Genomic DNA, 14,359 nt, shown 5'->3' on the forward strand with positions numbered 1-14,359 from the left:
TCGGGCAACTCGGAGAGGCGAGGCATTGCCACGTATCGCCTATTCCCGGTTGTGTTTGAGTGGCCGCGGGCTATTGTCGTAACGTGCATTTAAAGGTGGGACGCTGAAATGGAAAAAGCTCGGAAGAATTGGCTTGCGGTCGGTCTTCTCGTTCTTGCTCTGGCGGGCGGCTACTACGCCTGGCGCAACCTGGATCGCAACGCGCTCCCGGCCGGTATCGCCAGCGGAAACGGGCGCATTGAGGCCGTCGAGATCGACATCTCGACCAAGACACCGGGCAGGATCAAGGAGATCCTGGTGGACGAGGGCGATTTCGTCACCGCTGGCCAGGTGCTTGCCCAGATGGATACGGTGCAACTGGAGGCCCACAAGCGGCAGGCCGTAGCGCAGCAGCAGCGCGCCATCATCGGCGTCGAGGCGGCAAAAAATCTGGTGACGCAGCGCGAAGCGGAAAAGGCCGCAGCCGAGGCCGTGCTGGCACAGCGGCGAGCACAGCTGGATGCTGCCGAGCGGCGTCTCGCCCGCTCCGAACAGCTCGTCAGGACAAGCACGGTTTCGCAGCAGGTGCTTGACGATGACCGGGCGACCGCCGAGGGCGCTCGAGCCGCAGCCAGTGCCGCCGAAGCGTCGCTGGCCGCATCGAAGGCTGCAATCAATGCGGCGAAGTCCCAGGTCGTCGATGCCGAGGCCTCGGTCGAAGCGGCCAAGGCATCGGTCGAGAGCATTGTCGCCGATATCAACGACAGCACGCTGGTATCGCCGCGCGACGGCCGCATCCAATACCGTGTTGTGCAGCCCGGTGAAGTGCTGGCTGCCGGTGGGCGGGTGCTTAACCTCGTCGATCTCGGCGACGTCTACATGACATTCTTTCTGCCGACCGATCAGGCTGGCCGCCTGTCGATCGGCAGCGAGGTCCGGCTGGTGATGGATGCCGCGCCGCAATACATCATTCCCGCCAAGGTCTCCTATGTCGCCGATGTCGCGCAGTTCACGCCGAAGACGGTCGAGACGGCCGAAGAGCGGCAGAAGCTGACCTTCCGCATCAAGGCGCAGATCCCGAAGGAACTCCTGAAGAAGTATATCCGCATGGTGAAAACGGGTCTTCCGGGTGTCGCCTACGTCAAGGTTGATCCGAATGCGGAGTGGCCGTCGAGCCAGACCGGCACGCTGGTGCAGTGATGACGGATCCTGACCGGGCCGGCCTGCCGCCGGCGGAGCCCGTGATACGCCTGAACGCCGTCACGCTTTCCTATGGCAAGACGAAGGCGCTGGATGGCGTGACCCTCGACATGCCCTCCGGCTGCATGGCGGGGCTGATCGGGCCGGACGGTGTCGGTAAATCGAGCCTGCTTTCGCTTGTCGCCGGTGCCCGCGCCGTGCAGGCGGGACGGGTCGAGGTGCTTGGCGGCGACATCGCCGATGCCGGCCACCGGCGCCGGACCTGCCCGCGCATTGCCTATATGCCGCAGGGTCTCGGCAAGAACCTCTACCCGACGCTTTCGGTTTTCGAGAATGTCGACTTCTTCGGGCGCCTTTTCGGCCACGATCGCGCGGAGCGCGAGAGGCGGATCGCCAGCCTGCTCGAAAGCACGGGCCTGGCCCCCTTCGCCGAACGCCCCGCAGGTAAGCTTTCCGGCGGTATGAAGCAGAAGCTCGGCCTTTGCTGCGCCCTGATCCATGATCCCGATCTCCTGATCCTCGATGAGCCGACGACGGGCGTCGATCCCCTGTCGCGACGGCAGTTCTGGGAGTTGATCGACGAGATCCGTAAGGATCGGCCTGGCATGAGCGTCATTGTCGCCACCGCCTACATGGAAGAGGCGGCCCGTTTCGACTGGCTGGTCGCCATGGACGCAGGCAAGGTGTTGGCAACCGGCACGCCTGGCGAGTTGCTCGAGAAGACCGGCGTCGACACGCTCGATGCTGCCTTCATAGTCTTGCTTCCGGAAGAATTACGGCGCGACCACCATGACGTGGTCATCCCGCTGCGCGCCGAAGGTGCCGGCGACGATGTCGCCATCGAGGCGAACAACCTCACCATGCGCTTCGGTGATTTCGTCGCCGTCGACAATGTCAGTTTCCGCATCGGTCGCGGCGAAATCTTCGGCTTCCTCGGCTCCAACGGCTGCGGCAAGACGACGACGATGAAGATGCTGACCGGACTGCTGGCCGCGAGCGAAGGCACGGCGAAGCTCTTCGGACGTGAGGTCGACCCGCGCGACATGGAGGTGCGCCACCGCGTCGGCTACATGTCGCAGGCCTTCTCGCTCTATACCGAACTTACGGTTCTGCAGAACCTGGAACTGCACGCCAAACTGTTCGGCATGGCGGCCGACAGGATCCCTGTGCGCATCCAGGAACTGGCGAAGCGTTTCGACTTGGCAGGGGTGATGGATGCCTTGCCGGACGCGCTGCCGCTCGGCGTTCGCCAGCGGCTTTCGCTCGCAGTCGCCCTCATCCACTCGCCCGACATCCTCATCCTCGACGAACCGACATCAGGTGTCGACCCGGTGGCGCGTGACAGTTTCTGGCAGATCCTCGTCGATCTCTCGCGCAACGATCAGGTGACGATCTTCATCTCCACCCATTTCATGAACGAGGCGATGCGCTGCGATCGCATATCGCTGATGCATGCCGGCAAGGTGCTCGTCAGTGACACGCCCGCCGGCATCATCGAGAGCCGCAAGGCATCGACGCTCGAGGAGGCGTTCATCGCCTATCTCGAAGAGGCGATTGCCGGGGCCAAACAGGCGGCTCCCGCGGTCGTGCGGGCAAGGGCTGCGTTGGAACTCGCAACCGCGGAGGCCGGCAAGCGCGCACCTGAGACCACCAAACGGCCTTCCGCCGCATCCGGTGTCTTCGATGTCGGACGCATGTTCAGCTACACCCGCCGGGAGGCGCTGGAACTGGTGCGCGATCCCATTCGGGCGACGCTCGCCACCATCGGCACGGTCATCCTGATGTTCGTCATCGGCTACGGCATCAACATGGACGTCGAGGACCTGACCTTTGCGGTGCTCGACCACGACCAGACGACCACCAGCCGGGACTACATTCTGGAGATTGCCGGTTCGCGCTACTTCATCGAGAAGGACCCGATCACCGATTATGCCGACCTCGACAGGCGCATGCGCAATGGCGAGCTTAGCCTCGCAATCGAGATTCCACCTGGCTTTGCCCGGGACGCCACTCGTGGCGATACCGTCGAAATCGGGGCCTGGATCGACGGTGCCATGGCCAGCCGCGCCGAAACGGTCAAAGGCTATGTTCAAGGCCTGCACGCCCACTGGCTGACCGGCAAGATCCGCGAGCGCTACGGGAATGCGGCAACGACGGGCGTCTTCAAGATCGAAACGCGCTTCCGCTACAATCCGGATGTCAAGAGTATCGTCGCCATGGTGCCGGCGGTGATCCCGTTGTTGCTGATGCTGATCCCGGCGATGTTGTCGGCGCTCAGCGTCGTGCGCGAGAAGGAGCTGGGCTCGATCGTCAATCTCTATGTCTCGCCGGTAACGCGGTTGGAATTCCTGGTCGGCAAGCAGATCCCCTATATCGCTTTGGCGATGCTCAACTTCGTGCTGCTGACCGCCTTTGCAATCTTCATTTTCCGGGTGCCGTTTACCGGCAGTCTGCTGGCCTGGACGGCTGCGGGCCTGATCTATGTCTCGGCGGCAACGGCCATGGGGCTCGTCATCTCCACCTTCATGTCGAGCCAGATCGCCGCGATCTTCGGCACCGCGATCCTGACGCTCATTCCGGCCATCCAGTATTCCGGAATGATCGATCCCGTGTCCTCGCTTGAAGGCGCCGGCGCCTTCATCGGCCAGATCTACCCGACCACGCACTTCATGACGATTGCCCGCGGCACCTTCTCCAAGGCGCTCGGCTTCGCTGATCTCGGCGGCGCATTCGTGCCGATGCTGATCGCGGTGCCGGTTCTGCTTGCGATCGGAACGCTATCCCTCAAGAAGCAGGCGAGGTGACGATGCGCCTGTCCCATATCTACCATCTCGGCATCAAGGAACTCTGGGGACTCTGGCGCGATCCGGTCCTGTTGATCCTGATCGTCTACTCCTTCACGCTGTCGGTCTATACCGGCTCGACGGCTATGCCGGAAACGCTGAACCGCGCAGCAATCGCCATTGTCGACGAGGACCGCTCGCCGATTTCGACTCGGATCTCCACGGCCTTCTACCCACCCTATTTCGTGCCGCCGCAGATGATCACGCCTGCGGAAATGGACCGACGCATGGACCAGGGTCTCGATACCTTCGCGCTTGATATCCCGCCGAACCTCCAGACGGATCTCCTGGCCGGACGCTCACCGACGATCCAGCTCAATGTCGATGCGACGCGGATGAGCCAGGCTTTTTCCGGTAATGGCTACATCCAGCAGATCGTCACCGGAGAGGTCTCGGGCTTTCTCGACCGCCACCGCAGCGAGGCGTCGCTGCCGGTCGATCTGGTCCTGCGCGCGCGCTTCAATGCCGAACTGAACAAGGGCTGGTTCGGCGCGGTCATGAACGTCATCACCAATATCACCATCCTGTCGATTGTCCTGACGGGCGCCGCCCTGATCCGCGAGCGCGAGCACGGTACCGTCGAGCACCTGCTGGTCATGCCGGTGACGCCGTTCGAGATCATGGTCAGCAAGGTCTGGTCGATGGGCTTGGTGGTGCTCTTGGCCTCGGCGGTTTCGCTGATTCTCGTCGTCAAGGGTGTGCTTGCAGTCCCCGTGCAGGGCTCCTTCGGGCTGTTCCTGCTGGCAACGGCCCTGCAGCTTTTCGCGACCACGTCGATGGGAATCCTGCTTGCGACGATCGCCGGTTCCATGCCGCAGTTCGGCCTGCTGTTGATGCTCGTGCTTCTGCCGCTGCAGGCACTCTCCGGCGGCATGACGCCGCGAGAGAGCATGCCGGAGATCATCCAGAACATCATGCTGGCGGCACCCAACACCCATTTCGTCATTCTGGCGCAGGCGGTTCTGTTTCGCGATGCGGGGCTGGACGTGGTGTGGCCGCAGCTTCTTGCCCTGCTGGTGATCGGCGCCATTCTCTTTGCCTTCGCCATGCGCCGCTTCCGGGCCTTCCTGAAATAATCGGTGTGACGCGGACGCAGCGAGCGCGGCGGCATCAAAAGACTGGCGGCGCGGTCGGATATCGGAAGCGCGAAGCCGGGGAAAGCGTGATGCCGGGTTGAGGTGAAGTCGTGCAAAGGCTATCTGGTGGCCGCACACACCGTCCACGAACGATAGGCCACCCGGGATGATCCCAGACTTTCTTGTTACCCATTCCGGCGGCTTTCATGCCGACGAGCTGTTGTCCACCGTCATTCTCACACGGCTTTTCCCTGAGGCGCGTCTCGTCCGCAGCCGGCAGGAAGAGTGGATCAAACCGGGCGCCGATCGCGTCATCTACGATGTTGGGGGGCAATATGACGCCGAAGCCCGTATCTTCGACCATCACCAGCGTGGAGCACCGGTGCGTGAGGATGGTCAACCGTACAGTTCGTTCGGATTGATCTGGAAGCACTATGGCCGCGACTATCTTTTGGCCTCGGCTATTCCGGCCGAGCATGTTGAAGCGGTGCATGCCGCCTTCGACGCGCGCTTTGTGCTGCCGATCGATCTGGCAGACAATGGGGCGCTCGACCCTGCCATGGCCGGCCCGCTTGCCGGATTGACGCTGCCGGTTCTCCTGGAAACGCTGAAACCCGTCTTCGACCAGTCCGGTCCCGAGGCTGACGATCATGCCTTCCACTCCGCGCTGGCGATCGCCCGTGCTTTTGTTGAGGCGAGTGTCGCCCAGCGCGCCGCGAAGTCGAGGGCCGAAGCGCTCGTCCTCCAGCAGATCGCGCGCGCAGGCGAAGGGCGCGTTCTCGAATTGCCGATGGGAATGCCCTTCCGCCCCGCCATCGTGAAATCAGGCGCCGATCACCTGCTGTTCGTGGTCCACCCGCGCGAAAAGGACTGGTGCCTGACGGGTATTCGCAAGGCCGACGAAGGCTTTGCCTTGCGCGCCGATCTGCCTGAGGCTTGGGCTGGATTGACAGGCAGGGACCTTGAGGCGGCGAGCGGCGTTGAAGGCGCAAGCTTCTGTCACAACGGCCGCTTCGTTGCCGCTGCGCGCACCCGCGAAGCGGCGCTTGCCATGGCCAGCCTCGCGGTTGAGGAAGCCTTGTCGCTAGCATCCGCTGCCAGTGACGGCAGGTGAGGTAAGCCAGGCAGAAGCGGTCGCCCGCCTCCGGCGGGCGGTCGCCATTCAGTCGCTTACCAGGCCGTCGAACACTTCGAGCATGGCGTCGCTGATCGCCTTGCCGAGCGCTGCGGCGGTCTGGGCAAGCGCTTCATCGTTCATGTCGCGCGCGGCAAGCGCGAAGGCGGCGCCTTCAGAGGTTACGATCTCCTGGGCACGCTCGATCGCCCACAAGGCAAAGTCGCTGCGTCCGGTGATTTCGACGGTTTCCATGATCTCTCCTGATCTTCTGTGTCGGACGCCTTATAGCGGATAATCCGGTCACTGCACGCAGGCGCGTCGAGAATTGCCGGGACAGGCTGCCTGAAGCAGCCGTTCTAAACCTGGACGAAATGGTCATCCGCAACCTGATGGTATCGGCGCTCGGCCGGCACGTAGTCGGGTGCGCGCACGGGGCTCTTGAGCTCGTCGCTGGCAACGCCGCGGCGCGCGTGGCGACGCGTCGGGTCGGCGATCGGCACGGCGGCGATCAACTTCTTCGTATAGGCGTGCTGCGGGTTTTCGAACACCTGGGCGCGTGAACCGATCTCGACGATCTCGCCGAGATGCATAACCGCGACCCGGTGACTGACCCGTTCGACCACCGCCATGTCGTGCGAGATGAAGAGATAGGCAAGGCCGAGGCTCGCCTGCAGGTCGAGAAGCAGGTTGATGACCTGCGCCTTGATCGAGACGTCGAGCGCCGAGACGGATTCGTCGGCGACGATGACCTTCGGGTCGAGCGCCAGCGCACGCGCGATGCAGACGCGCTGGCGCTGGCCGCCGGAGAATTCGTGCGGATAGCGCGCGGCCATGTCGGCCTGAAGGCCGACCCGTTCCAACAGGTCGGCCACTCTTTCGCGCGCCTGGCGCGGCGTGCCGAGCTTGTGCTCGAGATAAGGTTCGGCGATAGCAGCCCCCACCGTCATGCGCGGATTGAGGCTGGCGAAGGGATCCTGGAAGATCATCTGCATGGTGCGGCGCATGTCGCGCAACGCCTTGCGGTCCATCTTCAGCACATCCTGGCCGTCGAGCGTGACGGAGCCGCTTTCCGGCTCGATCAGCCGCATGATCGCGCGGCCGGTCGTCGACTTGCCGCAGCCGGATTCGCCGACGAGCGACAGCGTCTCGCCCGGCTGCAGGCTGAAGGAGACGTTCTCGATCGCGTGCACGCGGCCCTTGAGCTTGCCGAGCAGGCCGGCATGGATGTCGAAGCGTTTGACGAGGTTCTTCACTTCGAGGATCGGCTTGCGGCCGGATTGCACCGTGTCGGTGGCTTCTGCCACCGCGTTCGGTAGGCCCGTGGCCGGGTCGATGACCGGGAAACGCATCGGCTGCGGCGCGCCCTTCATGGAGCCAAGCATCGGCACGGCCGAGAGAAGCGCGCGGGTGTAGGGATGTTTCGCCCTGAGGAAGATGGCTTCCGTTGGTCCCGTCTCGACCGCGTCGCCGCGGAACATCACCACGGTGCGGTCGGCGATCTCGGCGACGACGCCCATGTCGTGGGTGATGAACAGCACCGAGGTGCCTTCCTCCTCCTGCAGCACCTTGATCAGGTCGAGGATCTGGCCCTGGATGGTCACGTCGAGCGCCGTCGTCGGCTCGTCGGCGATCAGAAGCTTCGGGCGGCTGGCAAGCGCCATCGCGATCATCACGCGCTGGCGCATGCCGCCGGAGAAGCGATGCGGATATTCGTCGAAGCGCGAGGCGGCCGAGGGGATGCGGACCTTTTCGAGCAGGCGGATGGTTTCGGCTCGCGCTTCAGCCTTCGACATCGGGCTGTGGCAGAGCAGTGCCTCTGATATCTGATCGCCGATGGTGAACAGCGGATTGAGGCTGGTCATCGGCTCCTGGAAGATCATCGCCACGTCGTTGCCGCGCACATGCCGCATCTCGCTCTCGGGCAGGTCGAGGATGTTGCGTCCGCCCATCATCACGCGGCCTTCGATGCGGCTCGTTTCCTTCTGCAGGAGCCGCATGATGGAGAGCGAAGTAACGCTTTTGCCGGAACCGGATTCACCGACGATGGCGACTGTCTCGCCGGGCGCCACCTGGAAGGAGATGTCGCGCACGACCGGTTTCCAGGCGCCATCCACCAGGAAGGAGGTCGTCAGGTTCTCGACGGAGAGAACTGGCGTGGCCGGTTGGCCCCTGGCGATTGCGCTGTCAGTCATGTCGGCTCCTGTTTTCAAACATCTTGTCGTTTCGGTGCACGGTTAGTCTGGCCAGCGCAGCAGGCCGGCGAAGCGCCGGGCGTTGCGTTCGCTGAGCGAGGTCGCGATGATCTCGTTGGAGGCGCGCGCCTTGTCGAGTTCCTCGGCAAGGCGGCTTGCGACCACCTTCTCCTGGCCCGGATGAAGATTGCACGGGTCGAGGTAGAAGTAATTGTGCTCCGCCTCGTGGTCGCGCACGATGATCGGCGGGGTGCCGCGGGCAAGCGCGTCGGCGAGATCCCAGGCGGTGATATGGGCGTCCTGCGGGTCGATGTTGACGCGCAGGCGGTCGAGCGGATTGTTTGTCGGGTCAGCCTCGATCACCGGCCGGATGCCGGGCCGGCCATCAAGCGTTTCGTGCCAGAGGTTCAGATAGCCGGTTTCGCGCTCGCGGATGCCGGCGTGGTCGCGCTTCTCCCAGGCTTCGAGCGCTGCCATCACCCCCAGCATGCTTTCCTTGCCGACCTTCATGCCGCGGCCGAGCCCAAGGTTCTGCAGGAAGGTGTTGCGCACCATCTCCTTCTTGCCGGCGACGATGCCCGAGGTCGGGCCGCCCAAGAACTTGTGGCCGGAATAGAGAACGATGTCGGCGCCATGATCGAGGAAGATGCGCAGGTCGTATTCGGAGGCCGCGTCGACGATAACAGGCACGCCCTTCGCGTGGCAGACCTCGGCGAATTCCTTGAGACCGATAAGGCCGTACTGCACCACATGGTGCGAGACGACATAGACGGCGCAGGCGGTGCGCTCGTTGATCGCGCCTTCCAGATGGTAGCGATAGGCCGACGTCGCCTGGCCGACGAGCACCGGCTTGGCGCCGGCGATGCGGATCGCCTGGTCGACCGGTGCGCCGTAGCTCACCACATGGCCCATCTGGATGAGAACTTCGTTCTTGAGGCTCGCTGTGTCAGGCAGCCGCTCGATCGCGGCGAGGTCGCTGCCGGTCATGCAACCGGCAACGGCAAGGCTGATGCCGGCTGAGCAGGAGGCGGTGACAAAGCCCGCTTCAGCACCCGTCAGCCGCGCGATGACCGGGCTCACCTTGCGCTGCAGATCGTTGATCTCGACGAATTGCGGCAGTATGCCTGTCATCGCCGCGATCGCTTCCGGGACCACGATCGATGCGCCGAGGCCCGTCATCGTTCCGGAGACGTTGATAACGGGACGAAGTCCGAGAGCTTCGCGAATGTCACGGTCAGGCATAGTGGTCTCCATGTGATTGTCTGGCAGGCGATTTTCCGGCAGTCGAAACGGATAGACTATTCCGTCTTCGCGGAATATCTACCATAGTAATGAAGTATGAGTGAGGCTTGCTGTCGCGCCGTCCCGTCGCTTGCGGCGGATTCGCGCAGGTAGAGCCCGGCATTTCCCCGTTGATGCGCGAATGGGGCCGCGCAGGAGTGGACCATTGGACAAGACGATGACTGGCGCCGAGCCGAATGACGACAGCGAAACCCCCGGCAAGCCGCGCCGCTCGCGCGTCAGCGGCATGGACCGCGCCTTGCAGGTGCTCGATTTTCTTTACGAGACCGGCGCTCCGAGCGGCGTCTATGCGATCGCCAAGGCGGTCGGCGCGCCGCTGTCGACCGCCTATGTCATCGTTGACGACATGGTCGAGAAGAACCTGCTCAGCCGCGACGCCGATGGCCTCGTCTGGCTGGGCGACCGGCTCTATCACTATGGTCTCGCCTATGCGCGCTCGCTCGATTTCCTCGGCGTCGCCACCCGCGAGATGCACGACCTCGGTCGCGAGGTTTCCGAGACGATCCAGCTTTGCGGCCGCGACGGCGACTATATGCAGGTGCTCGCCATGGCCGACGGCCCCGGCCATTTCCAGGTGACCTCGCGCGTCGGTACCCGCGTGCCGCTCAACTGGACGGCGTCCGGCCGCCTGCTCGTCGGCCATCTGCCCGCCGATGAAAGGCTCGAGCTCTTCCGCCGCTGCGCCCGCACCTCGCCGACTGGTCGCGCCGACATTGATCCGGCCGCGCTTTCCGCCCAGGCCGAGAGTGCGCTTGCAGCACGTCTCTCCATCCAGGCGGGCGAATCCGACTACGCCGTGGCCTGCGTTGCTGCGCCGATCCTCGACGACAAGGGCAATTGCGCCGCCACGATCTCGATCGTGCTGCCCGAGCAGAAGATCCTCGACGATCGGGCGTTCTACGCCGACCACGTCAGGGTTTCCGCAGAGCGGATCGAGAAGATGATGGGCTGGCGCAGCCATTGATCCGACCTCCCGCCGTCACTCGTGAAGAGCGACGATCGCCTCGATCTCAACGGTGATGTTGCCGGGCAGAGACCCGAAACCCACCGCCGAACGGGCATGGTGGCCTGCATCACCGAAGACGTCGACCATCAGGTCCGAGCAGCCGTTGATGACGCGCGGATGCTCCTCGAAGTCCGGCACGGCATTGACCATGCCGAGCAGCTTGACGATGCGCTTGACGCGGCCGAGATCGCCCAGCGCATCATGCATCACCGCAAGCAGGTTGATGCCGGTCAGTCGCGCATGCCCATAGGCGCTTTCAATGTCGACATCGGCGCCGACCTTGCCCGCATGCAGATGGCCGTCGACCTCGCGCGGTCCCTGGCCGGAGAGGTAGAGGATGTTGCCCTCGCGCACATGCGTGACGAAATTGGCGATCGGCGGCGGCGCCGGCGGCAGGTCGATGCCGAGGGCCTGAAGGCGCTCATAGGGCGAGACGGCAGCAAGGCTGTCTTTTTTCTGATCCAGACTGTTCACGCGATATCCTGTCATTTCTGTATTCTGTCGCCCTGGATCAGCGGTAGCCGAAGCCATGGCTGTGGTCGGGGCATTCGGCATGCTGCGGCTGATAGCGGTTGGCCGCGACCACCTCGGTTCCCATCACGGCGTAGCGCGGCTCAAACAGGCGGTTGAGATGGGCTTCGACGCCGAGGGAATCGAAGACCCGGAGTTCGCTATCGACGAGATCGAAGAGGGTGAATTCGGCGCGGGCGCCGACGCTCAAGAGGTTGCCCATGTCCAGGCGGATCACCGAAGCAGGCGCCTGGGTCACGGCCTCGACCACCTTTTCGAAGGGCATGCCGACGCTCAAGAGCTTCGACATGGTGGTGCCGAGATCCCAGACCGACTGGTTCATGCTGCGCAGGTGAACGTCGGTCGAAATCGAGAACGGCAGCAGCCCGCGGGCGATCGCCACTTCGGCGACCCGGAAGGAGAAGGAGGCGCCGCCGTGGCCGATGTCGAGGCGGATGCCTTCGCCGGCGCAGCGTTCGGCAAGCTCGAACAAGTCCTCGTCCTCGATGATGCTGGAACCGGCCTTGCCGTTGAAGCAATGGGTGACGATGTCGCCGGGGCCGAGGATTTCGAGCACCTCGTCATAGAGCGCCGGCGGTTCGCCGACATGAACCATCATGGGGATCTTCAGGATCTTGGCGATCTTCTTGCCGAGTTTTACCGGTGTCACGCCCCAGGAGCCGGTAATGACGTGGCTGGCACGCACTTTGAGGCCGACGATGTGCTCGCGGTTTTCCTGGTAGCAGGCGATGATGCGATCGATGTCGATCGAGCGGATGTCCGAGAGCTCGCTGACGCGATTGCAGGCAACAAGTCCGATCGAGCCGAGATTGAGGAACGCCTTGATGCGCTCGCGCGACGGCTCGATGATGTATTCGCGAAAACCGTGGAAGTTGGCTTCGCCGGCCGAACCCGCGTCGACGATGGTGGTGACGCCGCGTTCCATGCCGCAAAGCTGCGGGCGCACGGAGATATCGGTGCCGCCGTGCCAGACATGGGCGTGCAGGTCGATCCAGCCGGGCGAGATCCAGGCGCCCTTGCCGTCGATGCGGCGGACATCGCCGGATGTCTCAAGGTTCGGACCGAGGGCTGCGATGCGGCCTTCGCCATCGACGAGGATGTCGATCGTTTCAGCCGTCGCGGCCATGCCGAAGGCGACGGGCTTCACCTGCCGGATCAGCACCGGACCAGCGCTGTTGGTTGCGTTCGTCATGACTTACAGGTCCTTTCTGAGGCGGGGGTCGAGCATGTCGCGCAGGCCGTCACCGACCATCTGCAACGACAGCACCGAAAGCACGATGGCGATGCCGGGGAAGAGCGTCACCCAGTCGGCCTGGCCGATATATTGCCGTCCCGAGGCGATCATCGTGCCCCAGGTCGGAATTTCCGGGCTGACGCCGACGCCGAGGAAGGAAAGTCCCGCTTCGGCGAGCATCGCATGGGCAAAGAGGAAGGTGCCCTGCACCAGGACGGGCGACAACAGATTGCGCAGCACGTGCCGCGTCATGATGTGCGGCGTCGAGATGCCGAGCGCGCGCGCCGCCTCGACATAAGGCAACTCGCGGATCACCAGCGTCGAGGCGCGCACCACGCGGGCAAGCCTTGGCGCATAGACGATGCTGAGCGCGATGATGACGGTCGTCAGCGAGGGCCCGAGGGCCGCGACGAGCGCGATCGCCAGCAGGATGTCCGGAAAGGCCATCATCGCGTCGATGACGCGGGCGATCGGCGTATCGAGCTTCGGGAAGAAGCCGGCAAGCAGGCCGAGCACAACGCCGATGACGGTTGCGAGCGTGACGACGGCAGCGCCCACGAGCAGCGACAGTCGGCCAGCGTAGATGGTGCGCGAGAACACGTCGCGGCCGAACTCGTCGGTGCCGAAGAACCATTGCAGGCTCGGCGGCGAAAGACGGTTGACGATCGACAGCTTGCCGGGCGCGTAAGGCGCGATCAGCGGCGCAAGGACGGCGAGGAGCACGAAGACGGTCAGAACGATCAAGCCGAAGGCGACGGTCTTGCGCTTCAAGAGCCGGCGGACGAACTTGCGGCCTTCGCTCTCGGTGGGAGCAGATACGGCGACGGACATCAGTAGCGCACCCTTGGGTCGACGAGGAGATAGAGCATGTCGATCGCGAAATTGATCAGCACGTAGAGCGCGGCAATGACGAGCAGCGCGCCCTGGATGACCGGATAGTCGCGGCGAAGGACGGCGGAGACGACAAGATTGCCCACACCCGGCAGGCCGAAGACGGTTTCGGTGACGACGGCGCCGGAAATCAGCACGGCCGCCGTAAGACCGATGATCGTCAGGATCGGAATCAGCGCATTCTTCAGCGCATGTTTCATCACCACCTTGCGCTCGCCGAGACCCTTGGCGCGGGCGGTGCGGATGAAATCGTCGCCGAGAACGTCCAGCATCGAGGCGCGGGTGAAGCGCAGGATCAAGGCGGAGGAGACGACGCCGAGCGCGATGGCCGGCAAGGTCAGGTGATACATGCGCTCGGTGAAGGAAGACCCGGGACCGCCATAGCCGGAGACCGGGAACCAGCCGAAGCGCACGGCAAACACCTGGATCAGGATCAGCCCGAGCCAGAAGCTCGGAATGCTCGCCGCCAGCATCGCCAGTGTGGTTGCCGCCTGGTCGACGAAGGATCCGCGCCTGTAGGCGGCGTAGATGCCGATTGGCAGCGCGATGGCGCAGGCAATCACGATCGAAAACAGCGTCAGGAAGAAGGTCGGCTCGGCACGCTCTGCCAGCGCTGACGTGACGGGCTGGTTGAGGAAGATCGACTGGCCGAGATCGCCCTGAAGCAGCTGTCCGATATAGTAGACATATTGCAGCCCCAGCGACTGGTCGAGGCCGAGCCGGGTGCGCAGTTCCGCAATGTCTTCCTGGGTCGCTTCCGGACCGAGCATGACGGCGGCCGGATCACCCGGTGTCACGCGGACGATGACAAAGACGATGGTGACGACGATCGCCATGACGACGATCATGCCCATCAGCCGCTGGAAAATGTAGCGTAACATGGTGGCCTCGAACCTTTCCTTGAGCGCTTCGCCCGCTGGAGCGGATGAAAAGCGGGCGCCCCTTCAGGCGGGCGCCAGGCTTTTGGCCCGACCGCCCGCCGAAGTCC

The 14,359-nt window shown here is 63.9% G+C and carries 12 protein-coding genes; 5 read left to right on the plus strand and 7 right to left on the minus strand.

Annotated elements, in window-relative coordinates:
- Window positions 1–108 precede the first annotated feature (108 nt).
- The 4 genes from MKZ91_RS10095 to MKZ91_RS10110 all read left to right on the plus strand — a co-directional run bounded on the left by MKZ91_RS10095 (window position 109) and on the right by MKZ91_RS10110 (window position 6,212).
- On the plus strand, window positions 109–1,179 hold the full coding sequence (locus MKZ91_RS10095) for an HlyD family secretion protein (protein WP_336170605.1): 1,071 nt from the start codon (window positions 109–111) through the stop codon (window positions 1,177–1,179).
- Window positions 1,179–3,983: a ribosome-associated ATPase/putative transporter RbbA gene (rbbA, locus tag MKZ91_RS10100; protein WP_336170607.1), complete on the plus strand. Its 2,805-nt coding sequence runs from the start codon at window positions 1,179–1,181 to the stop codon at window positions 3,981–3,983. The genes MKZ91_RS10095 and rbbA overlap by 1 nt, the downstream gene beginning before the upstream one ends.
- Before the next feature lie 2 nt (window positions 3,984–3,985).
- Window positions 3,986–5,098: an ABC transporter permease gene (locus tag MKZ91_RS10105; protein WP_336170609.1), complete on the plus strand. Its 1,113-nt coding sequence runs from the start codon at window positions 3,986–3,988 to the stop codon at window positions 5,096–5,098.
- Between the two features lie 166 nt (window positions 5,099–5,264).
- Window positions 5,265–6,212, plus strand: coding sequence for an MYG1 family protein (locus tag MKZ91_RS10110; protein WP_336170611.1), 948 nt, complete (start codon window positions 5,265–5,267; stop codon window positions 6,210–6,212).
- 48 nt (window positions 6,213–6,260) lie between these two features.
- Here the strand turns inward: MKZ91_RS10110 and MKZ91_RS10115 are convergent, their stop codons facing one another.
- The 3 genes from MKZ91_RS10115 to MKZ91_RS10125 all read right to left on the minus strand — a co-directional run bounded on the left by MKZ91_RS10115 (window position 6,261) and on the right by MKZ91_RS10125 (window position 9,649).
- Complete coding sequence (locus MKZ91_RS10115) at window positions 6,261–6,467, minus strand: hypothetical protein (RefSeq protein WP_336170613.1); 207 nt, start codon at window positions 6,465–6,467, stop codon at window positions 6,261–6,263.
- A gap of 104 nt (window positions 6,468–6,571) precedes the next feature.
- The gene (locus MKZ91_RS10120) at window positions 6,572–8,407 is read right to left on the minus strand and encodes an ABC transporter ATP-binding protein (protein ID WP_336170615.1); all 1,836 of its coding nucleotides are present in this window, start codon (window positions 8,405–8,407) and stop codon (window positions 6,572–6,574) included.
- Between the two features lie 42 nt (window positions 8,408–8,449).
- On the minus strand, window positions 8,450–9,649 hold the full coding sequence (locus MKZ91_RS10125; protein WP_336170618.1) for an aminotransferase class V-fold PLP-dependent enzyme: 1,200 nt from the start codon (window positions 9,647–9,649) through the stop codon (window positions 8,450–8,452).
- 217 nt (window positions 9,650–9,866) lie between these two features.
- On the opposite strand from MKZ91_RS10125, the gene MKZ91_RS10130 reads away from it, so the two are divergent.
- On the plus strand, window positions 9,867–10,673 hold the full coding sequence (locus MKZ91_RS10130; protein ID WP_336170987.1) for an IclR family transcriptional regulator: 807 nt from the start codon (window positions 9,867–9,869) through the stop codon (window positions 10,671–10,673).
- 15 nt (window positions 10,674–10,688) lie between these two features.
- On the opposite strand, the gene MKZ91_RS10135 is transcribed toward MKZ91_RS10130, so the two are convergent.
- From MKZ91_RS10135 to MKZ91_RS10150, 4 genes are read right to left on the minus strand one after another with little or no spacing between them, the layout of a single operon-like run.
- Window positions 10,689–11,204, minus strand: coding sequence for a RidA family protein (locus tag MKZ91_RS10135; protein ID WP_442892235.1), 516 nt, complete (start codon window positions 11,202–11,204; stop codon window positions 10,689–10,691).
- 22 nt (window positions 11,205–11,226) lie between these two features.
- Window positions 11,227–12,438: an amidohydrolase/deacetylase family metallohydrolase gene (locus MKZ91_RS10140; RefSeq protein ID WP_336170620.1), complete on the minus strand. Its 1,212-nt coding sequence runs from the start codon at window positions 12,436–12,438 to the stop codon at window positions 11,227–11,229.
- A gap of 3 nt (window positions 12,439–12,441) precedes the next feature.
- Window positions 12,442–13,311: an ABC transporter permease gene (locus MKZ91_RS10145; protein ID WP_442892236.1), complete on the minus strand. Its 870-nt coding sequence runs from the start codon at window positions 13,309–13,311 to the stop codon at window positions 12,442–12,444.
- A complete protein-coding gene (locus MKZ91_RS10150) occupies window positions 13,311–14,252 on the minus strand; it encodes an ABC transporter permease (protein WP_058322111.1) in 942 nt (313 codons plus the stop codon). The genes MKZ91_RS10145 and MKZ91_RS10150 overlap by 1 nt, the downstream gene beginning before the upstream one ends.
- Window positions 14,253–14,359 lie beyond the last annotated feature (107 nt).

The sequence above is a fragment of the Ensifer sp. MJa1 genome (assembly GCF_037026475.1).
In the GTDB taxonomy this organism is placed as follows: Bacteria; Pseudomonadota; Alphaproteobacteria; order Rhizobiales; family Rhizobiaceae; genus Ensifer.

Coding starts and splice junctions, on each gene's coding strand:
- MKZ91_RS10095 (WP_336170605.1), top strand. CDS start 109: ATGGAAAAAGCTCGGAAGAATTGGCTTGCGGTCGGTCTTCTCGTTCTT.
- rbbA (WP_336170607.1), top strand. CDS start 1,179: ATGACGGATCCTGACCGGGCCGGCCTGCCGCCGGCGGAGCCCGTGATA.
- MKZ91_RS10105 (WP_336170609.1), top strand. CDS start 3,986: ATGCGCCTGTCCCATATCTACCATCTCGGCATCAAGGAACTCTGGGGA.
- MKZ91_RS10110 (WP_336170611.1), top strand. CDS start 5,265: ATGATCCCAGACTTTCTTGTTACCCATTCCGGCGGCTTTCATGCCGAC.
- MKZ91_RS10115 (WP_336170613.1), bottom strand. CDS start 6,467: ATGGAAACCGTCGAAATCACCGGACGCAGCGACTTTGCCTTGTGGGCG.
- MKZ91_RS10120 (WP_336170615.1), bottom strand. CDS start 8,407: ATGACTGACAGCGCAATCGCCAGGGGCCAACCGGCCACGCCAGTTCTC.
- MKZ91_RS10125 (WP_336170618.1), bottom strand. CDS start 9,649: ATGCCTGACCGTGACATTCGCGAAGCTCTCGGACTTCGTCCCGTTATC.
- MKZ91_RS10130 (WP_336170987.1), top strand. CDS start 9,867: ATGACTGGCGCCGAGCCGAATGACGACAGCGAAACCCCCGGCAAGCCG.
- MKZ91_RS10135 (WP_442892235.1), bottom strand. CDS start 11,204: ATGACAGGATATCGCGTGAACAGTCTGGATCAGAAAAAAGACAGCCTT.
- MKZ91_RS10140 (WP_336170620.1), bottom strand. CDS start 12,438: ATGACGAACGCAACCAACAGCGCTGGTCCGGTGCTGATCCGGCAGGTG.
- MKZ91_RS10145 (WP_442892236.1), bottom strand. CDS start 13,311: ATGTCCGTCGCCGTATCTGCTCCCACCGAGAGCGAAGGCCGCAAGTTC.
- MKZ91_RS10150 (WP_058322111.1), bottom strand. CDS start 14,252: ATGTTACGCTACATTTTCCAGCGGCTGATGGGCATGATCGTCGTCATG.